Raw genomic sequence first — 25,240 nt, forward strand, 5'->3', positions numbered from 1 at the left:
GCGCCGCGCACCGGGCCGGCAGCGTCCGCCACCCTCACGCGGCGGCGGCTTGCGTATCCTCGTCGGCAGCCTTGCGCACGGCGCTCGCGTAGAGCTCCGGCCCGAAATCCGCCGGCACATCCGCGCGGATGCGCAGCTCATGCAGCGCCAGGTCCGCCAGCAGCAGATCCCGGCTGATGCGCGCCACCGCGCCGGGAATATCGCGCCGCATGCTGGGCACGTCGCCGAGCGGCACGCCGGTGCTGGCGAATCCGCCCGGGTTATGCACATGGATATCGCGCAGCCATGGCGCGCTGCCCGGTGTCTTCTCGAGGTACTCCAGTCCGCTGCCGAGGTAGGGCGACGCACCCAGCTCGTCATCGCGCGCATCGGCCGGAGGCTGGTAGCGGTCGCGCCAGCGCAGGACATGTGGCGCGATGTCGGCCAGTTCGGGCCGGGCGGAAGGATCCACGAGATAGCCGGTGCCGGCGATCGCGAAGTCAAAGCGCAGCACCTCGCCTCGTACCTGCGTGACGATGCGTCCCGCGTCGACGTCGGCCCTGGTCCAGGGCGCGTTCAGGTGCAGGTGGAACTGCGGGAACCCGAGCACCCGTTCGACCGAATCGGCCGGGGGCGTGGAGCCGGCGCGGCGGTAGCGCAGGGCCTGTTCCCAGCGCGTGGCGTCGGGCAGGGCGTGGTAGTTGTCGTAGAGGCCGGGATAGGCGCGGATGCGCGAGACCGGCGTGGCGGCGATGTGGCCGCGCCGCGCGAACAGGTGGACGGCGGCGGCACCCGCTTCGAGCGCGACCGCGGCGGCGTCGAAGGCGGAAGCGGCGGCGCCGAGCACGGCCACGGTCTTGCCGCGCAGCGCGGCAAAGTCGATGGCGTCGGCGGTGTGCGCGGCGAGCCCCGCCGCCACGGCCGGCTTGAGCGCGGCGGGCACGAAGGGTGCGCCGTTGCCGGCCACGCCGCTGGCAAGGATGACCTTGCGCGCGGTTTCGATACGCGTCTGGCCGTCGCTCTCCAGGTGCAGGCGGAAGTGCGGCACGGCGCTGCCGGTCACGGGCTCGATGCGGATCACACGCGTGCCATAGCGGACCTCGACGCCAAGGAAGCCGCGGAACCAGTCGAGATAATCGCCCCAGGCCAGGCGCGGGATGCGGTCGATCGCGGCGTAGGCCTGCGCGCCGTGGCGGGCTTCGTACCAGGCCTGGAAGCCGAGCCCCGGCAGGCCGAGTTCAGGCCCGACGAGGCTCTTCGGCGTGCGCAGCTTTTGCATGCGCGCGCGCGTGCGCCACACACCTGCACGCGCGCCGTCCGGCGCGGCGTCGAGCACGGTGACGCGGCCGATGCCGGCGCGCCGCAGCGCGAAGGCATAGGCGCTGCCGCTCTGGCCGCCGCCGATGATGGCGACATTGTGGTCGATGCCGGCATGGCCGGGCACCCAGTCGTCGGGCGCGGGGCCGAGCAGGCGCAGCGTTTCGCGCGCGAGGAAATCAGGGTCGGGCGATGCGCCCGCCCGGGCGGTGGAGGTCGGGTCGGTCATGCGGCGATGGCAGCGATGTTCTGGTTGGTCGTGGCGGCACCGGCGGCGCGCGCCGGATGCACGGGGCGCTTCAGGCCCAGGTGGTCGCGCAGCGTGGTGCCCGCGTAATCCGTGCGGAACAGGCCACGGCGGCGCAGCTCCGGCAACACCAGCGCGATGAAATCGGTCAGCCCGCCAGGCAGCACCGGCGACATGATGTTGTAGCCGTCGGCGCCGTATTTGCGGAAGCGCTCTTCGAGCTGGTCGGCGATCTGTGCCGGCGTGCCGACCAGTTGCCAGTGGCCGCGCGCGCCGGCCACGCGCTGGTAGAGCTGGCGGATGGTCAGGTTCTCGCGCCGCGCAAGGTCGATCACCAGGCGCTGGCGGCTCTTGCTGGCATTGGTCTCGGGCAGCTCGGGGATGGGTCCGTCGAGCGGGTAGCCGGACAGGTCGAAGCCGCCGCTCAGGCCGGACACCAGCGCCAGGCCCACCACCGGATCGATCAGCGACTGCAGTTGCTCGAATTTCTCGCGTGCCTCGCTTTCGCTGTGGCCCACCACCGGGAACACGCCTGGCAGGATCTTCAGGTCGTCGGCCTCGCGGCCGTACTTCGCCAGGCGGCCTTTCACGTCGGCATAGAACGCGACCGCGTCTTCCACGGTCTGCTGCGCGGTGAAGACCGCCTCGCCGGTGCGCGCGGCCAGTTCCTTGCCGGCTTCGGACGAGCCGGCCTGCACCACCACCGGATGGCCCTGCGGCGTGCGCGAGACATTAAGCGGGCCCTGCACCGAGAAGTGCTTGCCCTTGTGGCCGAGCACATGGCGCCGCGCCGGATCGTAGTAGCGGCCGCTGGCCTTGTCGCGCAGGAAGGCGTCGTCTTCCCAGCTGTTCCACAGGCCGTCGACCACGTCGGCGAACTCGGCGGCGCGCTCGTAGCGGTCGGCATGCGCGAAGTGGTGCTCGCGGTTGAAATTGTGCGCCTCGTGCTCGCTGGACGAGGTGACCAGGTTCCAGCCGGCGCGCCCGCCCGAGATATGGTCGAGCGAGGCGAACTTGCGGGCGATGTGATACGGCTCGTTGAAGCTGGTGGAGGCGGTGCCGACCAGGCCGATGCGCTCGGTCACCGCGGCCAGCGCGGACAGCAGCGTGATCGGCTCGAACTGTGCCTGGTAGCTGTGCGCGGTGCGGCTGAGGAATTCCACGTCGTCGCCGCGCGTGCCGACGCCGTCGGCAAGGAAGATCAGGTCGAACTTGGCCGCCTCGGCGGCCTGCGCCAGCGCCACGTAGTGCTTGAAGTCGATGCCGGCATCGGCCTTGGCGTCGGGGTGGCGCCAGGCGGCGATGTGGTGGCCGCTGGGGTAGAGAAAAGCGCCCAGGCTGAGGAAACCGCTACGTTGAGCCATGATGGTTGGTCCTTGGGTTGAATGTCAGGCGGCCTTGCGCGTGCCTTGCCGGCCCTGCGGGCGCGCCAGCCCGAGGTGGTCGCGCAGCGTATTGCCTTCGTATGCGGTGCGGAAGATGCCGCGCCGCTGCAGGATGGGCACCACGCCGTCGACGAAATCCTGCAGCCCGCCGGGCAGGGCGTCGGGCATCAGGTTGAAGCCGTCGGCGGCGCCGTGCCGGAACCAGTGCCCGATGTCGTCGGCGATCTGCTCCGGGGTGCCGACGATCACGCGGTGCCCGCCGCCGCCAGCCAGCTCGCGGATCAGTTCGCGCACGGTGTAGCCATGGCGACGCGCCAGCGCCAGGGTGGCGTTGAAGAAGGTGTGGTTGCCGTTGCCGCCGGCGGGCAGCGCGAGATTGTCGGGCAGCCGCTGGTCCAGCTTGAGGCGGTCCGGCGCAATGCCGAGCGTGCCGGCCAGCCGCGTCAGGCTGTAGTCCCACGGGATCAGGTCGACCAGCTCGTCGCGGCGCCGGCGCGCCTGCGCCTCGGTGGCGCCGATGATGGTGGTCAGGCCGGCCAGCACCTGCACCGCGTCGGGCCCGCGCCCGAGCGCCTGCGCGCGCGACTTGAGCTCGCGCCCGTAGGCGAGCGATTCCTCGAACGACTGCGAGGCCGAGAACACGGCCTCCGCATGGCGCGCGGCCAGCTCGCGCCCGTCGGCGGAGCCGCCGGCCTGCACCACCACCGGGTGGCCCTGTGGCGAGCGCGGCAGGTTGAGCGGCCCCTGCACGCTGAAGTGCTCGCCGCGGTGGGCGATCGGCTGCACCTTGTCGGCATCGACAAAGCGCCCGCCGGCCTTGTCGCCGATGAAGGCGTCATCCTCCCAGCTATCCCACAACGCCTTGACCACCGTGGTGAACTCGTCCGCGCGCGCGTAGCGCTGCGCGTGGTCGGGCGCGGCGTCGCGCCCGAAGTTGCGCGCCGAGGGCACATCGGCCGTGGTCACCACGTTCCAGCCCGCGCGCCCGCCGCTCACATGGTCCAGCGTGGCGAAGCGCCGCGCGATGTTGTAGGGCTCGTTGTAGCTTGTGGAGGCCGTGCCGATCAGGCCGATATGCGTGGTCGCGGCCGCGATGCTGGCCAGCAGCACGGTCGGCTCCAGCGCCGTGACCGGGCGGAAGTGGATCTGGTCGACGATGGCGGCGTTGTCGGCCAGGAATACGGCATCGAGCTTGCCTGCCTCGGCGATCTGCGCCACGCGCACATAGTGGCGCACGTCGGCGAAGGCGTACGGGTCGCTGTCGGCGAGCCGCCAGGCGGAGGGCACGAAGCCCGAGTGCAGGATGTTGATATTGAGGTGAAGCTGGCGCGGACGCGAAGCCGAGGTTGCGCTCATTGATAGGTTCCCGGTTGCGGATGGCCTTCGCCCAGCATCCAGCGGCCCACATTGCGGGTCTTGTACTCGGCCGGGTTGTGCAGCGTGTGGATGCGCGCGTTGCGCCAGAAGCGGTCCAGCCCGAACTTGCGTACCGCCGAGCGCGCGCCGGTCAGCTCGAAGATCTCGCTCGATACCTGCAGCGCCACCTCGCCGGCCAGCGCATTGGCCGCGGCGATGGCCACGGCGGCTTCGCCGCGTTCCCCGGCCGTGAGCGCCTCGCCGCGCGCCGCCACCTGGTCGAGCGCGGCCAGCGCGCGGTCGGCCAGCGCGGTGGCGGCCTGGGTCCTGACCCAGAGCTCGCCGTACTGGCGCTTGACCCACGGGTCGTCGACATGGCGCTCGACGCCGGAGTGGACCCACGGGCGCGACTGGCCCAGCGTGTATTCGCGCCCGGCGCGCAGCGCACCCTGCGCGGTGCCGATGAACACGTTGAGCAGCACGCTTTGCTGCTGCAGCGGCGTGACCGTGCGCCACGGCTCTGCCGGCGCGCTGGTGGGGTCGAGCGGCACCGGCGGCCCCAGCACCTCGCTTTCGTGCACGCGCACGCCGCGGTAGGTGACGCGGCCGCTGCCGGTCTGGCGCTGGCCGATGCCGTCCCAGTCGTCCTCGATCACGATGCCCGCGCGGTCGGCGGGAATGGCGGCGAAACGGCGTTCATTGGTGTGGGCATCCTCCCATGCAATGGCGAGGAAGTCCGCCACGTGCGAGCCCGAGGTGAAGGGCCGGTAGCCGTCGAGCACGAAATACTCGCCGTCGCGGCGGCCGGACAGGCTCCTGGAAAAGCTGTTCGCGGTATTGCCCCAGAACCAGTTGCCTTCGGCCGAGCGGCGCCACAGGCTGGCGGCCTGCTCCGGCGCGCGGCGCAGGCGCGGACTCAGCAGGCTGCTGTAGTGATAGCCGAACAGATGGCCGAGCGAGCCGTCCACCTGCGCGAACAGGCGCACGATGCGCAGCACTGTGGACCAGCGCTCGCCTTGTCCGCCGTATTCGCGCGGCAGCAGCAGCGCCAGCAAGCCGTGCTCCTTGAGCAGGCGGATCTGTTCGGCCGGCTTGCCGCCGGCCTGGTCGCGCGCGATGGCGTCCTCGGCGAAGCGGTCGCGCAATGCGGCGGCGCGTGCGATGAACGGGTTGCTGCGGTCAGGTTCGAACAGCGCGGGCGCGGCATCGGCCGGCGCATGGAGGTAGGCGACGTTGGCGGACATGGGGACTCGGTTGAAGCCGGCTGGCGCAGCCGGCGGAAGTCAACGGGATARGCGCAATCAGCGATAGATGGCGGGCGAGGGAAATTCGCCGGTCAGCAGCCAGGTGCCCACCGTGCGTTTCTTGTACTCGGCCGGGTTGTGCAGCGTATGCGTGCGCACGTTGCGCCAGAAGCGGTCGAAGCCGTTCGCATTGGTGGCCGAGCGCGCGCCCATCACCTCGAAGATATCGCTGGACACGGCCAGCCCGGTCTCGCCGGCGTAGAGGTTGGCGGTCGCGATGTCGATGGCGGCGCGGCCGCGTTGCTCCGGCGTCAGCGCCGTGCCATGGACATAGATCCCGTCCAGCGTGCGCGCCGCCTGGTCGGCCAGTTCGGTGGCCGCCAGCGTGCGGATGGCCAGCTCGCCATACTTGCGCTGGACCCAGGGATCGTCCACGTGACGCTCCACGCCGGAGTGGATCCACGGGCGCGATTGCGTCGCCGTGTAGGCGCTGCCTTCGTCGAGCGCGCCCTGGGCAGCGCCCACGAAGACATTGAGCAGCACGCTTTGCTGCAGCAGCGTGACCAGCGAGGCGAACGGCGTGAGCGCGTCGTCGGCACGGCCCAGCAGTTCGTCGTCGCGCACCAGCACGTTGTCGAAGGTCACCGTGCCGCTGCCGGTCTGGCGCTGGCCGATGCCGTCCCAGTCGTCCTCGATCCGGATGCCGGCGCGCTCCGCCGGGATCACGGCGGTCAGGCGCTGGCCGAGTTCGTTCTCCCACGCCAGCTGGATCACGTCCGCCACATGGGTGCCGCTCGAGAACGGCCGGAAGCCCGTGACCAGCCAGCCGTCGCCGCCGGGCGCGCGCTGCGCGGCCGACGTCTTCGACAAGGCGTTGCCCGAGTTGCTCCACAGCCATTGCCCGGAAGCCGAGGCATGCAGCAGACGCGCCTGCTGCGCCGGCGTGCCGCGTGCGCGCACGGTGTGCACGGGAAGATGGTGATAGCCGAACAGGTGAGCCAGCGAGCCGTCCGTGCGCGCGAACTCGCGCACCACGCGCAGCAGCGACAGCCATGACGCGCCGCCACCGCCGAACGCGGCGGGAATGCCAGCCGACAGCAGGCCGCTTTCCTTGAGCAGGCGGATCTGTCCGGTGGGACGCCCGCCGGCCTTGTCGCGGGCAACGGCATCGGTATGGAAGGCTTCGCGCAGCTTCACTGCGCGGGCCACGAAGGGATCGTTCAGATCCGGGCCGAAGGAGGTCATGCGATATGCGCGGATTGCGTGTTGGGGCGGCGAAGGCTCGCCGCGCGGGCTGGAGTTTCTTGCACCCGAGACACGATAGAACAAGCCGCCTGCGTCACCAACGAAGCAATGCGCGCTTGCTTATCCGTTTGGCGCGTCGTTCGCGTGGCCATAGCGCACTGGCCGGATCGATCCGTTGCGCAAGATCAAGCGGGCCAGCTTTGTTCCCTTTGTCACCATCGCCGGACGATTCCGCCGATTCAAACAAATCCGTCCGAGCCTTTTGTCGCGCCGGCGATGGAACCATCGCGGCAGAACAACGACCGCATTTTTCAGGAGAAGAATCGATGCGCGAATTTCGACATGCCATGCTGAGCGTGCTGGCAGTGGCGGTACTGGCCGCCTGCGGCGGCTCCGACGACGACACCTCCGCCGGCACGCCCGGCGCGGGCTCCGGTCCCGCGGCCCCGTCCACGCCGGCCGTCCCCAAGACCGTGGCGGTGGCCGGCGTGCTGGTGCAGCCGCAGGGCACGGCCGCGCGCGGCGCCATGATCGTGCGCCTGGCCGGCACGGTGTTGCGCACGCCCGCCAGCGCTGCCTGTCCGGAAGTGCCTGACGGGTATGACCCGCTCGCCGCGCTCGACGTGCACTTCGCCAGCGCCGACGGCACGGTGGTCGGCACGCTGACCACCGATGCCTGCGGCGGCTTCGCCGGCAACGTGCCCGAGACCGCCGTGCAGGCGCATGCCCAGCCCGCCGGCCTGGGCCCGGTCAGCCGCCCGCTCTCGTCGTTCATCGCCAGCGCGGGCGCAGGCAAGCCACCGGTGTCGGCGCTGCCGGCCAACGCGGCCTATGTGCTCAGCGTGGTGCAGGACCTGGGCGGCGGCAAGGTGGCGCTGACCGTGACCGACGACCAGACCGGCAAGGCTGTACTGGGGCTGGCCGCGCCGGACTTCGCGTTCGCCGTGGCCGGCACCGCGCTGCCGCTGGGCTCGCTGTCGTACGGCGCCAGCGCGGCGCAGAACGCCAGCGTGGCGATCGTGATGGATGCCAGCGGCTCGATGGGCACCCTGATCGGCAACACCGGCAAGAGCGCGCTGCAGATCGCCGGCGCGGCCGGGCACGTGCTGCTCGACGGCCTGCGCAGCGCGGCCGACGAAGCCGGCGTGGTGATCTTCGACCAGAAGGTCGAGACGATCGACGACGCCAACCTGGACCGCTACTACACGTGGACCCGCGGCGGCGCGGCGGTGGCCGGCTACCGCTTCAGCGCCAGCGGCCTGACGCAGGACATCGCCGCGCTGCGCCCGGTAGTGGACCTGTACAACCGCGCGTCGCAGATCTATGACGGCAGCGGGGCCGACCCGGTCCATCCCGCCACCGGCGACTGGCGGGTCCGCAACAGCTACCGTTATGGYGGCACCACGGCGTTCTACGGCGCCACGCAGGCCGGCCTCGATCTGCTCGATGCCGGCGTCAACGCACGCCGCATCGTGGTGGCGATGACCGATGGCCAGAACAACGTCGCGCCCTACGCGCCGGACGGCGTCATCCGCGCGGCGCAGGGCAAGGGCGTGCCGCTCTACACGGTAGCGTTCGGCAGGCGCGGCGACGTCAACGAGCCCGAGATGCAGAAGATGGCCGCGGATACCGGTGGCGAGTACAAGCGCGTCGAGGGCACCGACCTGGCCGGACTGTTCCAGAGCATCCAGACCGGCATCCGCTTCCAGTACCTGGCCAGCCTGGCCACGCCGCCGGTGAGCGGCGATGTCCTGACCATCACCGTCAGGCAGGGCAGCGCGGAAGTCAGGCGCGACCTGCAGATCCGCTGACGATGTAGCGGGGAGGCGCGCGCAGGGGCAATCCCGCCGCGCGCCTCAGCCGGACATGGCGGCGTCCCGCGCCATCCCGGGTCGCGCGGGCATTGCCGCCATCACTGGCCGGCCGCCCGCACCGGCTTCGTTGCCGCGGGCGTTCCACTCGACCAGGCAAAGCCCGTGGCCGAAGGGATCGGACAGCAGGGCCTGGCGGCCCCATGCGAAATCCTGCGGCCAGTCTTCCAGTTCGGCGCCGGCTTCCAGCGCGCGCTCGATGGCCGCCTCCAGGTCGGTCACGACGAAGTCCAGTTGCGCCGGGGTCCATTGCCTGCGCGGGGTGCGGCTCGCGCTGCCACGGCTGCCGGGCCAGCTCGCGGCGCGGCCGCCCAGCAGGTAGATCGGCGCGCCGCCGCCCAGCATCTCCGCCACCGCGCCGCCGGACAGCGTGCGCGCCAGGCTCAGCCCCAGGCCTTGCTCGTAGAAGCCGATGCCCCGCGCGAGGTCGTCGACATCGAGTTGGATCAGCAATTGCATCGCAGTCTCCTGCCCGTGTTGGGGGCGTGATCGAGCCGCGATTGTGCGCCGGCGCTCCTGACATGTACTGTCAGGAGTGTTGCATCGGGCGCCCCCCCGGGACACTTCAGGCGCGCAGCGGCGCCAGCAGGTTGTGAACCACCGGCGCCAGCGCGTCGCCGAGCGCCAGGTGGGCGCCGGCATCCAGGTGCACCCCGTCCACCGCGCTGCTGCGGATCACCCTGCCGGTATCGAACCACTTGCAGCCGCGCGTGTTGCAGACTTCCGCGAAGGCTTGCGTCAGCCCCGCGCATTTGTGCTCGCCGCCGGCGAACTTGGGCGCCAGCGGCCCGCACGGCGTGGTGATCGCGGGCGGCACCAGCACCAGTACGGGCGGTGTCGGCATGCCCGGCTCGATGGGCGCGGCGCGGATGGCGTCGACCAGGGCGCCGACGCCTTGCGCGGCGTGCCAGGCGTTGTGCGCATGCATGGACTGGAAATCGTTGCTGCCCAGCATCAGGATCACCAGCGCCAGCGGCGAATGCATCTCGATGCGCTGGGCCAGGCCCTGGATGCCGTTGCGCCCGGGCTTGAAGGGATCGTCCCAGACCGTGCGGCGGCCATTGAGGCAGTCTTCCAGCACGCGGACCGGCCGCTGGCCGGCGGAGCCGTTGAGGGCAAGCTCGAGCCGGCCGGGCCAGCGCACCGGCCAGGCCAGGCGGCGGCGCGTTCCCGGCACGATGCCCCACGACAGCGAATCGGCATACACCAGGACCTGCAGCGGATCGACGGCGTCGATGGCGGGTTCGATGATGGGTTGGTTCATGGATGGGCTCCGGAGGCGGCGGGGTCGGGGGCGAGGATGTGCGGGAGGGGGAAGTTTTGCTGTAGACCTTGACGCGGAGCCTTCATAATATCGGCTAACGATAGATCGGGAGAGGAAAGTTGCGTTTCGAGCACCTTGTGGAGATCAACGATCCACACAATATCCAGTTGGACACGCTGACGCCGGATCAGCTATGGCAAGGGCTGGTGCTGCGTACCAGCGAGCCCGAGTTGTTCGTCTTGGGCCTGGACCGTGCCGAGATCGTGGAGCGGGGTGAGGACTACGTCGTGCGGGTGCTGCACTTCGGCAAGGCTTCGATCCGCGATCGGGTGGTTTTCGCGCCGCGCCGCCAGGTGCGCTACGAGACCGCGGCCACCGCCGACCACGCCGGCGGCTCCCTGACCATGGCGATCGAGACGCCGGGACCCGGTGCGCTGCTGCTGCGCTTTGTCTACGAAACCACCATGCCGGCGGTGGACGCGAGCGGCGACGACCGTTACGCCGAGATCGTCAAGTCGGCCTATCACGAGGCTGATATCGACACCGTACGCAAGATCCGCGAACTGGCTGCCACCGGGCGCCTGGGGTGAGCGCGCAGCCCTCGCCACCCGCCGCGGGCGGACCTTCGGGCGGCTCGGCGGGCGAGCCGGCCGGCGGGCCGACGCGGGCCACGCTGCGCGCACGCTATGGGGACCGGCTGCGCTGGCTGGTGCTGATGACGCTGATGCTGGGCACGGTTTCGTCGATCATCTCGTCGACCATCGTCAATGTGGCCGTGCCCGCCCTGAGCAAGCATTTCTTGCTGGGGCAGGAGCGCGCGCAGTGGGTGGCGGCCAGCTTCATGATCGCCATGACGCTGTCGATGCTGCTCACCCCATGGCTGCTCAACCGCTACGGCCTGCGCCGCACCTTTGTGGGCAGCCTGCTGCTGCTGGGCACCGGTGGCCTGGTCGGCGGCTTCTCGCCGTCCTACGAAGTGATGATCGCCATGCGGGTGGCCGAGGGCATTGCCGCGGGCATCCTGCAGCCGCTGCCCAATATCCTCATCCTGCGGGTATTCGAGGAGCGCGAGCAGGGCCGCGCGGTCAGCCTGTTCGGCTTCGGCGTGGTGCTGGCGCCGGCGCTGGGCCCGAGCGTGGGCGGCTTCCTGGTGGAGGCCTTCGGCTGGCGCTCGATCTTCTTCGTGGTGGTGCCGCTGACGCTGATCGGCCTGTTCATGGCGCGCCGCTTCATGGCGGTGGACTCGGCCATGATGGGCGAGCGCAAGCCGCTCGACTGGCAGGGCCTGGGCCTGGCCGGCATTGGCACGGTGAGCTTGCTCAACGGCCTGGTGCAGCTGCGCGAAAGCATGGCGGCGGGCCTGGCGCTGGCGGGCTTCGGGGTGCTGCTGCTGGTGGTCTTCGTGCTGTGGCAGCTGCGCGCGCAGCATCCGCTGATGAACATGCGCTTGTACAGCTACCGCCAGTTCGCCGCCGGCGCGGTGGTCGCCTTCATCTACGGAGCGGGGCTGTTCGGCTCGACCTACCTGCTGCCGGTCTACATGCAGATGGCGCTGGCCTATTCGCCGTCGCGGGCCGGCCTGGTGCTGCTGCCGGCCGGCCTGGCGCTGGCCCTCACCATCGCCGCCTCGGGGCGGCTGATCAACCGCGTCGCGCCGCACCGGCAGGTGTCGTTCGGGCTTGCGCTGCTGGCGGCGTCTTTCCTGCTGATGGCCCTGGGCTCGCAGGCCACGCCTTACCTGTTGCTGGTGGCGTGGGCGGTGCTGGGGCGCATCGGGCTGGGTTGCATCCTGCCGTCGCTGACGCTGGGCGCCATGCGCGGCGTGGATTACTCGCTGATCGCGCAGGGCTCGAGCTGCATCAACTTCCTGCGGCAGCTGGGCGGCGCCATCGGGGTGAGCCTGGCGGGCGTAGGACTGCAATGGCGGCTGGCGGCGCAGGGCGCGGTGCTGGGCCCGGAGGGCGATCCCGCGGCGCGCATCCGCGCCTTCGACGAGACCTTTCTGGCGGTGGGCCTGGTGATTGCCACGGCCATCCTGGCGGCCTGGCGCATCCGCCCGCGGCAACTGCCGGCCGCGCCGGGCTAGCGGGGCCGGGGCGCCAGCCCCGGCCCGCACTCAGGCGGTGGCGCCGCTGCGCAGTTCTTCGACCAGCGCGATGTATTTTTCCATCGCCTCTTCCTGGCTGGTGCCCTTGAGGGTTTCCCAGGCCTCGAACTTGTAGCGGCCGACGAAATCGGTCATGCCGGGCTTGTCGCCATGGGCATCGCCCTCGCTGCCTTGCTTGAACAGCGCGTAGAGGCGCAGCAGGGTCATATTGCTGGGGCGCTCGGCCAGTTGCTTGACGTCGAGCTGGGCTTGGGCGAAGCGTGCCTGCAGGTCGCTCATGGGGTTCTCCTGGATGATTTCTGGGGCGAGGGGCCGGGAGCAGCCCCGGGACAGCGCGATGATATCTCCCGGCACCGTGCGTTTGAGCCGAAAGAAACCGAAGAAGCCTTCGGTCCGGCCGCCGCGCGGGCGATCCCGGCAGATCGGCCACCGCGCAAGTTCAGCTTTTGAGGTCGCAACGGATACAATCTCGCCATGTCCTGGATTCTTGCTGTTGAAACCTCCACCGAGTGGTGCTCCGTCGCGCTCGGGCGCATTGCCGATGGCGGCGCCCTGGAGTGCCTGGTGCGTCATGAACATACCGGCCCGCGCTCGTCTTCGCGCGTGCTGCCGGCCGCCGGCGAACTGCTGGCCGAGGCCGGCATTGCCCTGGCTGACTGCGCAGCGATCGCCTTCGGCGCCGGGCCTGGCTCCTTTACCGGCCTGCGCACCGCCTGCGGCGTGGCCCAGGGCCTGGCCTTTGGCGCCGGCCTGCCGGTCGTGCCCGTCAATTCGCTGATGGCCTGCGCCGAACGCGTGCGCCTGGGCGGCGCGGGGCTGCCCGCCTTGCCGCCCGGCATCCCGGTGCTGGTGGCGCTGGATGCCCGCATGGATGAAGCCTACGCAGGTGCGTTCCGCTGGGACGATGCCGCGCAGCAATGGCAGCCCGTCACTGAAATGCAGGTGTGCGCGCCGGAAGCGGTGAGCCTGCCGCCCGCGCCGTTCTGGCTGGCCGGCAACGCCGCCGCCGTGTTCGGCGAGCGCCTTGCCGCCGCGGCGCTGGCGCAGCACAGCGTGCCCGACGCGCTGCCCGCTGCGCCGGCGCTGGTATCGATCGCCCTGCGCGCGCTGGCGCGCAACGCAACTGTCGCGCCGGAGGATGCCATGCCGATCTATCTGCGCGACAAGGTCGCCCAGACCATTGCCGAGCGCCAGGCCATCGCCGAGCAGCGTGCCGCGCTGGCCGCCGCGGGAGAGCGGCCGTGAGCGCGCGCCGCAGCGAGCCCGCCGCCGAGGTCGCCGCGCAGCCGGCGCCGGCCGCCGCCGCATGGCCGGAAGTGCCGGTGATGCCGTCGCTGGGCGCCGGCTGGGTGATCGGGCGCATGAGCGCGCTCGACGTAGAGGCGGTGGCGCAGATCGAGGCGCGCGCCTACAGCCATCCGTGGACGCGCGGCAATTTCGAGAATTCCGTCAAGGCCGGCCATCTCGGCATGACCCTGCGCGACCCGGCCGGCGTGTTGATCGCCTACGCCGTGCTGATGCCGGTCGTCGACGAGATGCACCTGCTCAACATCACCGTGGACCCGGTGCATCAGCGCAACGGGCTAGGCCGGCTGATGCTGGCCGCCGCCCTGGCCACGGCGCACGCGCATCACCTGCACACCATGCTGCTGGAAGTGCGGCCCTCCAATACCGGCGCGATCGAGTTGTACCGGCAGGCGGGCTTTGCCGAAATCGGGCGGCGCAAGGGCTATTACCCCGCGGCCGGACAGGTCCGCGAGGATGCCCTGGTGCTGCGCCGCGCATGGTCGCCCTCGGAGGCCCAGCCATGAGYCGGCGCGCCAGGTTCCTCGAGGTACTCGGCATCGGCGAGGAGTGGGTGCTGCGCCGCGCGCCGGCCGCGGCGCAGGAGGCGTTGGTGGAGGCCGATGCGGATCTGGCGGCGCCGCCTGCCGCCGTCGTGGCGGACATGGCGGCCGAAGCCATCGTCCAGGGGGCGCCCGCTGCCAGTGCGGAGGCGCCCCGTGCCCTGGCGGAGCCTGCCGTCGGGCCGCGGGCCGTAGCGCCGCAGCCGGAGGCGGAACCGGTGATGGAGCCGGTGATGGAGCCGGAACCCACGCCGGAGCCGGCGACGGCCTTCGCGCCGGTGCCGGCGCTGCCGTCGGCGCCCGGCGCCGATGCGCGCGCCGCCGCCATCGCCGGGCTCGACTGGGCAGCGCTGGCGGCGCGCGTCTCGGCTTGCACCGACTGCGGCCTGTGCGGCCATCGTACCCAGACCGTATTCGGCGTCGGCGACCGCCAGGCCGAATGGATGCTGGTGGGCGAAGCCCCCGGCGAGAACGAGGACAAGCAGGGCGAGCCCTTCGTCGGCCAGGCCGGCAAGCTGCTCGACAATATGCTGGGCGCGCTCGGCCTGGCGCGCGGGCGCAATGTCTTCATTGCCAATGTGCTGAAATGCCGCCCGCCCGGCAACCGCAATCCCGAGCCGGACGAAGTGGCGCAGTGCGAGCCCTATCTGCGCCGCCAGATCGCGCTGGTGCAGCCCAAGCTGATCGTGGTGCTCGGGCGTTTCGCGGCGCAGTCGCTGCTGCGTACCACCACGCCGATCGGCAAGCTGCGCGGCAGTGTCCACAGCTACGAGGGCATTCCGGTGGTGGTGACCTATCACCCGGCCTACCTGTTGCGCACGCTGACCGACAAGGCGCGTGCCTGGGAAGACCTTTGCCTGGCCCGCGAGGTGCATGCCCGTGCGGGAGCCAAGGCCTGACGCCGCGCTGAGCCCCGGCGGCGCCATCGAGATGGCGTCGCTGTGGCGCCATGCCGTCTCGCAGCGCCTGCGCGAACTGGCGTGGTGCTCGCTGTCGCCGCCGTTGCTGGCGTTCCTGCCGGCCGGCCATGTGGGCGGCGGGACCGATGGGAGCGATGGGGCCGATGGGGCCATCAACGGTCACGTCAATGGCAGCATCAACGGCAACTTCAACGGAAATCTCAGCGTCGGCGGCGCTCTCGGCGGTGTCCCCGACGGCAGTCCGGGCAGCATCGTCCAGGGCGCCAGCGCGGATACGCCGGCCGCGCATATCGCCGCTGGCCTGGCGCACTGGCCTGATGGCGCGCTGGCCGCCTGGCAGCGCTGGCTGCTGTGCGCCGATCCGGCCTCGCTGCCGCTGACCATCGCCGAACTGGCGGCGGGCCGCGAGCATCCGCGCGCGCGTGGCCCCGCGCATGCGCCCAGCCTGCGGCTGGGCCGCCATGCCGAGCGCCTGCTCCAGTTCACGCTCGAACACACTGCCGGCCTGGAACTGCTGGCGGCCAACCTGCCGGTACGCCGCGCCGCCGCGCACGGTGTGCAGACGCTGGGCGAACTCGACTTCGTCTGGCGCGATACGCGCAGCGGGGCGACCGTCCATTGGGAAATGGCGGCCAAGTTCTACCTGCTGGTCGGGCCGGACGCCTCGGCGGGGCACGGCGACGCCGCACCGCCGCGCCTGCATCATTTCGTCGGTCCCAACCTGGTGGACAGRCTGGGCGACAAGCTCGGCCATCTGGTCCACCGTCAGTTGCCGCTGTCGCGCGCGCCCGAGGCGCTGGCGCTGCTGGGGCGCACCGTGGACCGCAGCGAGGTCTACCTGCTTGGCTGGCTGTTCTACCGCAACGGCGTCGTCCCCGCCGGGGTGCGCGACCTCGGCATTGCGCCGGATCACCTGCATGGCTGGTGGTCCGCCTTGCAGGACTGGTCGGCGTGGGCCGCCACGCGCACGGGCTCGCGCTGGTATCGCCTGCCGCGCTCGGCCTGGATGGCGCCGGCCATGGTCGCCCAGGCCCACACGGAGCCGCTCGAGGCCGTGCGCGAAGCGCTGGCGCAACGCTTTGCCGAAACCCAGCACGACAAGGTCTGGCGGCGCGAGGCGCCGGTGATGCTGTGCGAACTGGAACCTGCCGGAGCGAGCGCGCCAGGGCTGTGGCGCGAGTGCTCGCGCGGCTTCGTGGTGCCGCCGGGCTGGGAGGAGCGGGCGCGGCAACGCGTTGCAGCCTTGCCGGAATAGCCGCCCGCGGCCGCGCCGCGGGGCGACGGCCGTCAGTGGTGTTAGTGGTGCTAGTGGTGCTTGTCCTCGCCGATCATGGCGAGCGAGTTGAAGTTGCGCACGTTGTAGCGGTGCTGGCGCATCACCAGCACCATGGTGACGCAGACAAAGATCCCGAACGCCACGATGACGATGCCGATGGGCACGTTGAGCTTGATCAGCAGGGCGTACAGGCACAGCATCAGCAGCACCGAGACGTTTTCGTTGAAGTTCTGTACGGCGATCGAGTGGCCGGCGGACAGCAGCACATGGCCGCGGTGCTGCAGCAGCGCGTTCATCGGCACCACGAAGTAGCCGGACATGCCGCCCACCAGCATCAGGAACAGATAGGCAATGGCCATGTACAGCGGCATGTGCATGCCGAGCACGTCGAACGAGATCTCGGGAAGGCTGTGCTTGGTGTAGAAGGCCATCAGCATCACCACCACGCCCATCGCCACGCCGAAGGGCAGCACCGACAGCGATTTGCGCAGCGGAATGCGCATGGCGGCCAGGATCGCGCCGACCGCCACGCCGACGGCCACCACCGCCTGCAGCAGCGCGCCCTGGGACAGGTTCAGCCCGAGCGACTTCTCGGCCCATTTCAGCACGATGAACTGCAGGGTGGCGCCAGCGCCCCAGAACAGCGTGGTCACGGCCAGCGAGATCTGGCCAAGCTTGTCCTGCCACAGCGCGGTGAAGCAGTCGGCGAATTCGGCGATCAGCTTGATCGGATTCTTTTCCTGCTGCGGATAGCGCGCGCCGGTTTCCGGGATGAACAGGTTGAAGATGGCGGCGATCACGTAGAACAGCATGATGACCACCATGGCGGCCTCGGCCGGGGTGTTGATGCCGGTGTCCACGAAGGGCACGTCGAAGCCGAGCAGCATCTTGGAGATATGCACGGAGATCAGCGCGCCGCCGACCACCGTGCCCAGGATGATCGAGCCTACCGTGAGGCCTTCGATCCACCCGTTGGCGGCGACCAGCTTTTCCGGGGGAAGCAGTTCGGTGAGGATGCCGTACTTGGCCGGCGAGTAGGCGGCGGCGCCGAATCCCACGATGCCGTAGGCCAGCAGCGGGTGCAGCCCGAACATCATGATCGCGCAGCCGGCAATCTTGATCGTRTTGGTGATGAACATCACCTTGCCCTTCGGCATGGAGTCCGCGAAGGCGCCCACGAAGGCGGCCAGCACGACATAGGAGAGCACGAAGAACAGCTTGAGCAGCGGCGTCATCCACTGCGGGGAGTGCAGTTCGGTAAGAAGGGCAATGGCGGCGATCAGCAGCGCGTTGTCGGCCAGCGAGGAGAAGAACTGCGCCGCCATGATGGTATAAAAACCCTTCTTCATACTTTGGACTCTTTCTCCATCGCTCAAGCCTTGCAAGACGGGCGCCAGCACGCTGCCGGGCGCTGTCATTGCCACTGTCATTACCTGTAGGGAACCTGGGCCCGCACCGCTGTCAAAGTGATGCCCATGCCGGTCTTCCGAGTGTCGCGCAAACCGCCTGACCCTGTTTGACATATTGCATCACTTTTAAAACATGGCCGGAACGTCCGGCTTTATAACACGAAAGTAGGGCGTTTCCGAGCATCTGCGGACCGCCGGTTTGACAGCGCAGATGCGCTGCGATTCCCTAAATGATTCTTCGAGTGTGTTCAAATAACGTCTGTGCGGCGAGCCACGCGCACCGGGTCTTCCCCTATATGGTGCATCCCTGACCCGGGGCGCGGACCGGCCAGCCGGCCGGGAGCCCCGCCATGCCAACCCGCCGCCGCCCCCTCCAGAAGCAACAGCGATCCCATGCCTAGACCCATTCACGCCGTTATCCATCAACCGGCCCTGGCCAATAACCTGGAAATCGTGCGCCGCTGTGCACCCGCGTCGCGCGTCTGGGCCGTCGTCAAGGCCAACGCCTATGGCCATGGCATCCGCCGCGCCTTCGCCGGCCTGCGCGCCACCGACGGCTTCGGCCTGCTCGACCTGAACGAAGCCGTGCTGCTGCGCGAACTGGGCTGGCAAGGCCCGATCCTTCTTTTAGAGGGTTTCTTCCAATCCCAGGACGTGCCTTTGCTGGAGCAGTACCGCCTCACCACCGCCGTCCATTGCGAAGAACAGCTGCGCATGCTGGAAGTCGCGCGTCCCAAGGGGCCGCTGGGCATCCAGCTCAAGCTCAATACCGGCATGAACCGCCTCGGCTTCCGTGCGGACCAGTACCGCACCGCCTGGGAACGCGCGCGCACCCTGTCCTGTGTGGGCAGTATCGTGCATATGACGCATTTCTCCGACGCCGACGGCCCGCGCGGCATCGCCCACCAGCTCGAGGTCTTCGACGCCGCCACGGCCAACCTGCCGGGCGAGGCCAGCCTGTCCAATTCCGCCGCCACGCTCTGGCATCCCCAGGCCCACCGCACCTGGGTGCGGCCGGGCATCGTGCTGTACGGCGCCTCGCCCACCGGCCTGTCCGGCGACGTGGCCAGCTTCGGCCTGCAGCCGGCCATGTCGCTGCACAGCGAGCTGATCTCCGTCCAGGACCTGCAGCCCGGCGATACCGTCGGCTACGGCTCGCTGTTCAAGGCCGAGCGCCCGATGCGCATCGGCGTGGTGGCCTGCGGCTATGCCGACGGCTACCCGCGCCATGCCGCCGGCTGGGGCGACAACCCGGCGCCGGTGCTGGTCGACGGCGTGCGCACGCACCTGGTGGGCCGGGTGTCGATGGACATGATCTGCGTCGACCTCACGCCTTGCCCCAAGGCCCGCGTGGGCAGCGCCGTCACCCTGTGGGGCCAGGGCCTGCCGATCGACGACGTGGCCGCCGCCAGCGGCACCGTGGGCTACGAGCTGATGTGCGCCCTGGCGCCCAGGGTGCCGGTCACGGTGGCGACCCTGACCGCGCCGGAGCAGCCCGCGCTGGCCTGATTGCCGGCGGGCAGGCTGACGCCTGCCCGGGCCGCCGCCTGGCGATATCCGGGTGGCGTGCGCTGCCCCGGGCGCCGCCTGCAAGCCAGCCTGCGATCGGCTGCCGCCTGCCGGGCGCCGGCCATTGTTCATCCACCGCTTCTTATCCATCGTTTCTCCGGGGACCCCAGTTGGCCAAGCCAAAGAACGTCTATACCTGCACCGAATGCGGCGGCACCTCGCCGCGCTGGCAGGGCCAGTGCCCGCAATGCCAGCAATGGAACACGCTGGTAGAGAGCGTGGCGGAATCGCCGTCGGCCAAGCGCTTCGCGCCGCTGGCGGCCTCGGCCATGGTGCAGCGGCTGTCGGAGATCGACGCGGCCGACGTGCCGCGCTTCTCCAGCGGCATCGATGAATTCGACCGCGTGCTGGGCGGGGGGCTGGTGGCCGGCGGGGTGGTGCTGATCGGCGGCGATCCCGGCATCGGCAAGTCCACGCTGCTGCTGCAGGCGCTGGCCAACCTTGCCTCGGAGCGCCGCGTGCTCTACGTCAGCGGCGAAGAGTCGGGCGCGCAGATTGCCTTGCGCGCGCAGCGCCTGGGGGTGGACAGCCCGCAGCTCGCCTTGCTGGCCGAGATCCAGCTGGAGAAGATCCAGGCCACGCTGGAGGTGGAGAAGCCCGAGGTGGCGGTGATCGACTCGATCCAGACCCTGTACTCCGATGCGCTGACGTCGGCGCCCGGCTCGGTGGCGCAGGTGCGCGAATGCGCGGCGCAGCTGACCCGCATCGCCAAGAGCAGCGGCATCACCATCATCCTGGTCGGCCATGTGACCAAGGAAGGTGCGCTGGCCGGCCCGCGCGTGCTCGAGCATATCGTCGACACCGTGCTGTACTTCGAGGGCGACACGCACTCCTCGCATCGCCTGATCCGCGCCTTCAAGAACCGCTTCGGCGCGGTCAACGAACTGGGCGTGTTCGCCATGACCGAGCGCGGCCTGCGCGGCGTCAGCAATCCCTCGGCGCTGTTCCTGTCGCAGCACGAGCAGGTCGTGCCCGGTTCCTGCGTGCTGGTCACGCAAGAGGGCACGCGGCCGCTGCTGGTGGAAGTGCAGGCGCTGGTCGATGCCGCGCACGTGCCCAACCCGCGCCGCCTGGCCGTGGGGCTGGAACAGAACCGCCTGGCGATGCTGCTGGCGGTGCTGCACCGCCATGCCGGCATCGCTTGCTTCGACCAGGACGTGTTCCTCAACGCCGTGGGCGGGGTCAAGATCGCCGAGCCGGCGGCCGACCTGGCCGTGCTGCTGGCCATCCATTCCTCCATGCGCAACAAGCCGCTGCCGCGCGGGCTGGTGGTGTTCGGCGAAGTCGGCCTGGCCGGCGAGATCCGGCCCAGTCCGCGCGGGCAGGACCGCCTGCGCGAAGCCGCCAAGCTCGGCTTCACCACGGCGGTCATTCCCAAGGCCAATGCGCCCAAGCAGAAGATCGACGGCCTCGAGGTGCTGGCGGTGGAGCGGCTGGAGCAGGCCATCGACCGCGTCCGTCATCTCGAGTGAACGCCATGCCGGGCCAGCACGATCAGGCGCCAGCCGGCTCCGCAAGCGGAGCCGGGCCGGTGACCCTGGAGACCGCGCGCCTGCGCCTGCGCCAGTGGCGCGACGCGGATTTCGCGCCGTTCGCCGCGCTCAATGCGGACCCGCTGGTGATGGCCTGCTTCCCGGCGCCGCTGGAGCGCGCTGCCAGCGATGCCATGGCATTGCGCTGCCAGGACCTGATCGCGGCACGCGGGTGGGGCTTGTGGGCGGCCGAGCGCAAGGCGGACGGGGCATTCATCGGTTTCGTCGGCCTGCACGAGCCCGCCGCCACGCTGCCGTTCTCGCCCTGCGTGGAAATCGGCTGGCGCCTGGCGCATGCATACTGGGGGCAGGGCTATGCCACGGAGGCGGCGCGGGCCGCGCTGCGCTTCGGGTTCGGGCGCCTGGGCCTGGCGGAAATCGTTTCGTTCACGGCACTGCCCAACGTCCGCTCGCGGGCTGTGATGGAGCGGGTCGGCATGGTGCCCGACGGCACCTTCGACCATCCGGCCGTGGCGCAGGGCAGCCCGTTGCGGGCGCACTGGCTGTACCGCCTGGCCGCGGCGCGGTGGCGGGCGCAAGGCGGCCCGACGTCCGCCTGAGCCCGCCGCGCGCGGGCGTGCGAGCGCGCGCGGCAAGGCCATGATCTGCGTCAATCCGCCGCAAGCGGCACGCCGCCGGCCGCGCCGGAATGGCAAGGCGTGCAACACAAAATCGGTAATAATGAGCCTCGCATTGCGCACGTCCGGCAAATGGCCGGGCGGCGCACCAATGGACGGGCCCGCGGCAACGGATCCCGACGGATCAGCCCGGGTGGCATCGTCCGGCCCTTTTTGCTACTGAACCATGCAAGCCAATTCCCGCAGTTTCTTCCTGCTGATCGCCGCGATCTCGTTCGGGCTGGTCGGCTATGCCCTCTACCTGCAGCATGTGGAAGGCTACCAGCCGTGTCCGCTGTGCGTGATGCAGCGTTTCGCCTTCGTCGCCATCGGCCTGTTCTCGCTGCTGGCCGCCATCGCGCAGAACACGCGCAGCCTGTGGCAGGGGCTGGGCATGTTGTCCGGCGTGGGTGGCATCGCGGTGGCCGGCTATCACGTGTCGCTGCTGCTGAACCCCAAGGCCAGCTGCGGCATCGACCCGCTGGAGAACTGGGTCAACCGCTTGCCGACGGCCAAGCTGCTGCCGCAGGTGTTTTTCTCGGACGGCATGTGCACCACGCCGCTGCCCCCGATCTTTGGCCTGTCGATTCCGGCCTGGTCGCTGATCTGGCTGTTCATCCTGACGGCGACGCTGGCGATCGGCATGATCCGGCGCGAGAAGAACTACCGCTGAGCGCCGGCATCGTCTGCGCAACGGCGCGCAGCCGCGGCGTATCCGGGGGCGGGCGCCCCCGGGATCCTTCCCTTGCGCGTCCAGGCGACCCTAGACGATCTGTTCGATCTGCTCCTGCAGCTCGAGCCAGCGCTCCTCCAGCGTATCGAGCTCGCCGCCGACTTCCCCTTGCCGCTTGAGCATCTCCATCAGCTTGCTCTTGTTGGCCTCGGCATAGCTGGCCTCGTCGGCCATGAAGGCATCGATCTCGCCCTTGGCCTGCTGTAGCACGGCCATGCGCTTTTCCACCTTTTCCAGTTCCTTGGTCAGCGGCTTGCGCAGCTGGGTCAGGCGCTGGCGCTCGTCGGCCTCGGCGCGGCGCTGGTCACGGCGGTTGGTGCCGCCCGCCGCGCTGTCGCCGCCGGCCGGGGCACGGTCCGCGGTGGCGGCGTTGCGCTTGGCGGCGGCCTGCTGCAGCAGCCAGTCGCGGTAGTCGTCCAGGTCGCCATCGAAGGGTTTGATCGTGCCTTCGCCCACCAGCATGAACTGGTCGGTGGTGGCGCGCAGCAGGTGACGGTCGTGGGAGACCACGATCAGCGTGCCCTCGAACTGCGCCAGCGCCATGGTGAGCGCCTCGCGGGTGTCGAGGTCCAGGTGGTTGGTGGGCTCGTCGAGCAGCAGCAGATTGGGCTTCTGCCACACGATCAGCGACAGCGCCAGGCGCGCCTTCTCGCCGCCGGAGAACGGCTCGATCGGCGAGGTAGCCATGTCGCCGCGGAAGTTGAAGCTGCCGAGGAAGTCGCGCAGTTCCTGCTCGCGCGTGTCCGGCGCCAGCCGCGCCAGGTGCTGCAGCGGCGAGTCATGGTCGCGCAGCGTTTCCAGCTGGTGCTGGGCGAAGTAGCCGATCTGCAGCCCCTTGCCCTGGCGCATCTTGCCGGCCAGCGGCTCCTGCGTGTCCGCCAGCGTCTTCACCAGCGTGGACTTGCCCTGGCCGTTGGCGCCCAGCAGGCCGATGCGCTGGCCGGTCTGGATCGACAGCGACAGGTTGTGCAGGATGGTCACGGGCGGCGCATCCGGCGCGGGCGGCGGGTAGCCGCAGTCCACGCCCTCGAGCACCATCATCGGGTTGGGCGCGGCGTCCGGCTCGCGGAACTCGAAGGCAAAGCCGGCGGCGATATGCACCGGCGCCAGGCGCTCCATCTTCTCCAGCGCCTTGACCCGGCTCTGCGCCTGGCGCGCCTTGGTGGCCTTGGCCTTGAAGCGGGTGATGAAGGATTCGAGGTGGGCGATCTCCTTCTGCTGGCGCGAGTAGGCCGATTGCTGCAAGGCCATCTGCTGCAGGCGCAGGGTCTCGAACTGGGTGTAGTTGCCGCCGTAGCGGCGCAGCTGCTGGTTCTCGATATGCACCGTGACATTACAGATCGCATCGAGGAATTCGCGATCGTGCGAAATCATTACCAGCGTTCCCGGGTAGCGGGCCAGCCAGTCTTCCAGCCAGACGATCGCGTCCAGGTCCAGGTGGTTGGTCGGTTCGTCGAGCAGCAGCAGGTCGGACGGGCACATCAGTGCCTGCGCCAGGTTCAGGCGCATGCGCCAGCCGCCCGAGAACGAGGCCACCGGCTGCGATACCTGCGCCAGCGTGAAGCCCAGCCCCAGCAGCAGCGCCTCGGCGCGCGCCGGCGCGGTGTAGCCGTCGGCATCGGCGAACGCCGCGTGGGCGTCGCCCTCAGCGGTGCCGTCGCCGCTGGCCTGGGCAGCCGTGATGCGTGCCTCGATGTCGCGCAGGCGGGTGTCGCCGTCGATGGTGTATTCCACCGCGCTGCGCATGACCGCCGGGGTTTCCTGCGCCACATGCGCAGTGCGCCATTGCGGCGGGATGAAGACGTCGCCGCCATCCGCATGCAGCTCGCCGCGCAGCATGGCGAACAGGGTCGACTTGCCGCTGCCGTTGGCGCCGACAAGGCCGACACGCTCGCCGGGATTCAGCGTCACGCTGGTGTGGTCGAACAGCACCTTGGTGCCGCGCTGGAGGACAAGCTGGTCGATTCGGATCACGGGAGGGGAAAGCTGGAGAGGGAGCGATGGCCGGCGTGGCCGGACGGTCCGGCCCGGCATGGCACGGGTCAACCCGGCATTGTAGCCGCTTCGCATGGCGATGCCCGCGAATGGACGGCGCATGCCGGACACGCCGCCCGGCAGTGACGCCAAGGGCCCGCATGCGGTCCGGAAGGGCCCCGGGACGGGGGTTCGTCTAGGTACAAACCCTTGGCCACGTAAAACTCTATTTTCATGGCGCGTGTTTTGCGTGTAAATTTATTTACATTGATGCGCATCCTTTGCATGCTTTGTTTTCGTGCATGACGCATCCCGGCCAACCCAGCAACATCCCATGTCCCTCGGCAACCACGGTAACAGCGGCACTTCCGGCAAGACCGGCAACGGCAACGGCTCGATCACCGAGCGCATCGCCCGCGCCTTGCCCGCGCTGACGCCGGCGCACCAGCGCATGGCCGAATACGTGCTGGGCAATCAGTTCCGCGCCGCCACCATGCGCATCGACGAGCTGGCCGCGGCGGTGGAAGTGTCGGTCGCCACCGCCAATCGCTTCGCCCATGCGCTGGGCTTCGAGGGCTATCCGCAATTCCGCACCGAGCTGGTGCGCGGTTTCGAAGCCACGCTTGCACCCGTCGAGAAACTGCGCACCGGACTGGAGCGGCCGGCCACGGTGGCCGCCGTCATCGCCGCCTCGCTGGACGAGGACGTGCGCAATCTCGAAGCCACGCGCCGCGCGCTCGACGCCGAGACCTGCGAGCGCGCCGTCGAAGCGATCCTGGCGGCCGAGCGCATCTTCGTGGTGGGCTTCGGCGCCAGCGGCTTCCTGGCCGGGCTGCTCCAGCATGGGCTGGACCTGTCCTGCCGCACCGTGATCTCGGTCTCGGGCTCGGGTGGCGCGTCCACCGCGGCGCGCGCGCTGTTCAAGCTGCAGCCCAGCGATCTGCTGATCGTGATCGGCTTCCCGCGCTATGTGTATGACACCGTGACCATCACGCGGCGCGCGCGCTCGCACGGCGCGCGCATCCTGGCGCTGACCGACGGACCTACTTCGCCGCTGGCGGCGCTGGCCGACATCGCGCTGTATGCGCACACCGGCCGCCAGCTCTCCGCCAACTCGGACGCAGCCGTGCTGGCCTTTATCGAAGGCCTGTGCGGCGCGGTGGCGCACCGCGCCGCGCATGCGGTCAAGGCTGCCGCCGAGATGACCGAATTCCTGCTGCCGTGGCTGCACGGCGCGCCGCCCGGGCAGGGCCGCGACGCACGCGAGCCACGCCCCGACGAAGCAGCCGAAGGGCGCGCCAGGAGCGCCCCCGCACGCCGCAAGAAGACAACCCCGAACGCATCGTGA

At 70.0% G+C, this 25,240-nt stretch carries 22 protein-coding genes; 12 read left to right on the top strand and 10 right to left on the bottom strand.

Annotated features, from left to right (window positions below):
* Positions 1–34: 34 nt before the first annotated feature.
* Genes AB4Z48_RS08175 through AB4Z48_RS08195 form a run of 5 tightly spaced genes read right to left on the bottom strand, consistent with a single transcriptional unit; the run spans position 35 to position 6,773 of the window.
* Positions 35–1,525, bottom strand: coding sequence for a SidA/IucD/PvdA family monooxygenase (locus AB4Z48_RS08175; protein ID WP_441613411.1), 1,491 nt, complete (start codon positions 1,523–1,525; stop codon positions 35–37).
* Positions 1,522–2,907 (bottom strand): LLM class flavin-dependent oxidoreductase, encoded by a 1,386-nt coding sequence (locus tag AB4Z48_RS08180; RefSeq protein WP_441613412.1) that lies wholly within the window; start codon positions 2,905–2,907, stop codon positions 1,522–1,524. Before AB4Z48_RS08180 ends, AB4Z48_RS08175 begins: the two co-directional genes overlap by 4 nt.
* Positions 2,908–2,931: 24 nt before the next feature.
* Positions 2,932–4,284, bottom strand: coding sequence for an LLM class flavin-dependent oxidoreductase (locus tag AB4Z48_RS08185; RefSeq protein ID WP_441613414.1), 1,353 nt, complete (start codon positions 4,282–4,284; stop codon positions 2,932–2,934).
* Positions 4,281–5,528, bottom strand: a complete 1,248-nt coding sequence (locus tag AB4Z48_RS08190; protein WP_441613415.1) for an acyl-CoA dehydrogenase family protein — start codon at positions 5,526–5,528, stop codon at positions 4,281–4,283. Before AB4Z48_RS08190 ends, AB4Z48_RS08185 begins: the two co-directional genes overlap by 4 nt.
* 57 nt (positions 5,529–5,585) lie before the next feature.
* Complete coding sequence (locus tag AB4Z48_RS08195; RefSeq protein ID WP_441613416.1) at positions 5,586–6,773, bottom strand: acyl-CoA dehydrogenase family protein; 1,188 nt, start codon at positions 6,771–6,773, stop codon at positions 5,586–5,588.
* A 326-nt stretch (positions 6,774–7,099) separates the two neighbouring features.
* Here AB4Z48_RS08195 and AB4Z48_RS08200 point away from each other — a divergent pair, with 326 nt between their 5' ends.
* Positions 7,100–8,584 carry a VWA domain-containing protein gene (locus tag AB4Z48_RS08200; RefSeq protein WP_441613417.1) on the top strand — a complete coding sequence of 495 codons (1,485 nt, stop codon included), beginning with the start codon at positions 7,100–7,102 and terminating at the stop codon, positions 8,582–8,584.
* A 45-nt stretch (positions 8,585–8,629) separates the two neighbouring features.
* On the opposite strand, the gene AB4Z48_RS08205 is transcribed toward AB4Z48_RS08200, so the two are convergent.
* Both AB4Z48_RS08205 and AB4Z48_RS08210 read right to left on the bottom strand, forming a co-directional pair.
* On the bottom strand, positions 8,630–9,103 hold the full coding sequence (locus AB4Z48_RS08205; RefSeq protein WP_441613418.1) for a VOC family protein: 474 nt from the start codon (positions 9,101–9,103) through the stop codon (positions 8,630–8,632).
* Between the two features lie 106 nt (positions 9,104–9,209).
* The gene (locus AB4Z48_RS08210) at positions 9,210–9,908 is read right to left on the bottom strand and encodes an SGNH/GDSL hydrolase family protein (protein WP_441613419.1); all 699 of its coding nucleotides are present in this window, start codon (positions 9,906–9,908) and stop codon (positions 9,210–9,212) included.
* 119 nt (positions 9,909–10,027) lie between these two features.
* On the opposite strand from AB4Z48_RS08210, the gene AB4Z48_RS08215 reads away from it, so the two are divergent.
* Together AB4Z48_RS08215 and AB4Z48_RS08220 are read left to right on the top strand one after the other, a co-directional pair.
* Positions 10,028–10,498: an SRPBCC family protein gene (locus AB4Z48_RS08215; protein WP_441613420.1), complete on the top strand. Its 471-nt coding sequence runs from the start codon at positions 10,028–10,030 to the stop codon at positions 10,496–10,498.
* Positions 10,499–10,581: 83 nt separating this feature from the next.
* Entirely contained in the window at positions 10,582–11,994 is a 1,413-nt protein-coding gene (locus AB4Z48_RS08220) for a DHA2 family efflux MFS transporter permease subunit (protein ID WP_441613571.1), read from the top strand.
* Between the two features lie 30 nt (positions 11,995–12,024).
* Here the strand turns inward: AB4Z48_RS08220 and AB4Z48_RS08225 are convergent, their stop codons facing one another.
* Positions 12,025–12,294, bottom strand: coding sequence for an acyl-CoA-binding protein (locus AB4Z48_RS08225; protein ID WP_441613421.1), 270 nt, complete (start codon positions 12,292–12,294; stop codon positions 12,025–12,027).
* Positions 12,295–12,489: 195 nt separating this feature from the next.
* Between AB4Z48_RS08225 and tsaB the strand changes: the two genes are divergently transcribed.
* From tsaB to AB4Z48_RS08245, 4 genes are all read left to right on the top strand, one after another.
* Positions 12,490–13,260: a tRNA (adenosine(37)-N6)-threonylcarbamoyltransferase complex dimerization subunit type 1 TsaB gene (gene tsaB, locus AB4Z48_RS08230; protein ID WP_441613422.1), complete on the top strand. Its 771-nt coding sequence runs from the start codon at positions 12,490–12,492 to the stop codon at positions 13,258–13,260.
* Between the two features lie 80 nt (positions 13,261–13,340).
* Complete coding sequence (gene rimI / locus AB4Z48_RS08235; protein ID WP_441613572.1) at positions 13,341–13,826, top strand: ribosomal protein S18-alanine N-acetyltransferase; 486 nt, start codon at positions 13,341–13,343, stop codon at positions 13,824–13,826.
* Positions 13,823–14,761, top strand: coding sequence for a uracil-DNA glycosylase family protein (locus AB4Z48_RS08240; RefSeq protein WP_441613423.1), 939 nt, complete (start codon positions 13,823–13,825; stop codon positions 14,759–14,761). The genes rimI and AB4Z48_RS08240 overlap by 4 nt, the downstream gene beginning before the upstream one ends.
* Positions 14,742–16,037: a DUF1853 family protein gene (locus tag AB4Z48_RS08245; protein ID WP_441613424.1), complete on the top strand. Its 1,296-nt coding sequence runs from the start codon at positions 14,742–14,744 to the stop codon at positions 16,035–16,037. The genes AB4Z48_RS08240 and AB4Z48_RS08245 overlap by 20 nt, the downstream gene beginning before the upstream one ends.
* Before the next feature lie 50 nt (positions 16,038–16,087).
* Here the strand turns inward: AB4Z48_RS08245 and lplT are convergent, their stop codons facing one another.
* Positions 16,088–17,407, bottom strand: coding sequence for a lysophospholipid transporter LplT (gene lplT / locus AB4Z48_RS08250; protein WP_441613425.1), 1,320 nt, complete (start codon positions 17,405–17,407; stop codon positions 16,088–16,090).
* Positions 17,408–17,860: 453 nt separating this feature from the next.
* On the opposite strand from lplT, the gene alr reads away from it, so the two are divergent.
* The 4 genes from alr (at position 17,861) to AB4Z48_RS08270 (ending at position 21,858) form a co-directional block, all read left to right on the top strand.
* Complete coding sequence (gene alr / locus AB4Z48_RS08255) at positions 17,861–18,976, top strand: alanine racemase (RefSeq protein WP_441613426.1); 1,116 nt, start codon at positions 17,861–17,863, stop codon at positions 18,974–18,976.
* A gap of 170 nt (positions 18,977–19,146) precedes the next feature.
* Positions 19,147–20,508, top strand: coding sequence for a DNA repair protein RadA (gene radA, locus AB4Z48_RS08260; RefSeq protein WP_441613427.1), 1,362 nt, complete (start codon positions 19,147–19,149; stop codon positions 20,506–20,508).
* A 5-nt stretch (positions 20,509–20,513) separates the two neighbouring features.
* Positions 20,514–21,128, top strand: coding sequence for a GNAT family N-acetyltransferase (locus AB4Z48_RS08265; RefSeq protein ID WP_441613428.1), 615 nt, complete (start codon positions 20,514–20,516; stop codon positions 21,126–21,128).
* A gap of 244 nt (positions 21,129–21,372) precedes the next feature.
* Positions 21,373–21,858 (top strand): disulfide bond formation protein B, encoded by a 486-nt coding sequence (locus AB4Z48_RS08270; RefSeq protein ID WP_441613429.1) that lies wholly within the window; start codon positions 21,373–21,375, stop codon positions 21,856–21,858.
* A gap of 90 nt (positions 21,859–21,948) precedes the next feature.
* On the opposite strand, the gene AB4Z48_RS08275 is transcribed toward AB4Z48_RS08270, so the two are convergent.
* Positions 21,949–23,892, bottom strand: a complete 1,944-nt coding sequence (locus AB4Z48_RS08275) for an ATP-binding cassette domain-containing protein (RefSeq protein WP_441613430.1) — start codon at positions 23,890–23,892, stop codon at positions 21,949–21,951.
* 334 nt (positions 23,893–24,226) lie between these two features.
* On the opposite strand from AB4Z48_RS08275, the gene AB4Z48_RS08280 reads away from it, so the two are divergent.
* Positions 24,227–25,240, top strand: a complete 1,014-nt coding sequence (locus AB4Z48_RS08280) for a MurR/RpiR family transcriptional regulator (RefSeq protein ID WP_441613431.1) — start codon at positions 24,227–24,229, stop codon at positions 25,238–25,240.

Source organism: Cupriavidus sp. 2TAF22 (assembly GCF_052115045.1).
In the GTDB taxonomy this organism is placed as follows: Bacteria; Pseudomonadota; Gammaproteobacteria; order Burkholderiales; family Burkholderiaceae; genus Cupriavidus.

Bases quoted from the DNA above. Each gene is read 5' to 3' on its own strand.
- AB4Z48_RS08175 (WP_441613411.1), bottom strand. From the start codon at position 1,525: ATGACCGACCCGACCTCCACCGCCCGGGCGGGCGCATCGCCCGACCCT.
- AB4Z48_RS08180 (WP_441613412.1), bottom strand. From the start codon at position 2,907: ATGGCTCAACGTAGCGGTTTCCTCAGCCTGGGCGCTTTTCTCTACCCC.
- AB4Z48_RS08185 (WP_441613414.1), bottom strand. From the start codon at position 4,284: ATGAGCGCAACCTCGGCTTCGCGTCCGCGCCAGCTTCACCTCAATATC.
- AB4Z48_RS08190 (WP_441613415.1), bottom strand. From the start codon at position 5,528: ATGTCCGCCAACGTCGCCTACCTCCATGCGCCGGCCGATGCCGCGCCC.
- AB4Z48_RS08195 (WP_441613416.1), bottom strand. From the start codon at position 6,773: ATGACCTCCTTCGGCCCGGATCTGAACGATCCCTTCGTGGCCCGCGCA.
- AB4Z48_RS08205 (WP_441613418.1), bottom strand. From the start codon at position 9,103: ATGCAATTGCTGATCCAACTCGATGTCGACGACCTCGCGCGGGGCATC.
- AB4Z48_RS08210 (WP_441613419.1), bottom strand. From the start codon at position 9,908: ATGAACCAACCCATCATCGAACCCGCCATCGACGCCGTCGATCCGCTG.
- AB4Z48_RS08225 (WP_441613421.1), bottom strand. From the start codon at position 12,294: ATGAGCGACCTGCAGGCACGCTTCGCCCAAGCCCAGCTCGACGTCAAG.
- tsaB (WP_441613422.1), top strand. From the start codon at position 12,490: ATGTCCTGGATTCTTGCTGTTGAAACCTCCACCGAGTGGTGCTCCGTC.
- rimI (WP_441613572.1), top strand. From the start codon at position 13,341: ATGCCGTCGCTGGGCGCCGGCTGGGTGATCGGGCGCATGAGCGCGCTC.
- alr (WP_441613426.1), top strand. From the start codon at position 17,861: ATGCCTAGACCCATTCACGCCGTTATCCATCAACCGGCCCTGGCCAAT.
- AB4Z48_RS08265 (WP_441613428.1), top strand. From the start codon at position 20,514: ATGCCGGGCCAGCACGATCAGGCGCCAGCCGGCTCCGCAAGCGGAGCC.
- AB4Z48_RS08270 (WP_441613429.1), top strand. From the start codon at position 21,373: ATGCAAGCCAATTCCCGCAGTTTCTTCCTGCTGATCGCCGCGATCTCG.
- AB4Z48_RS08280 (WP_441613431.1), top strand. From the start codon at position 24,227: ATGTCCCTCGGCAACCACGGTAACAGCGGCACTTCCGGCAAGACCGGC.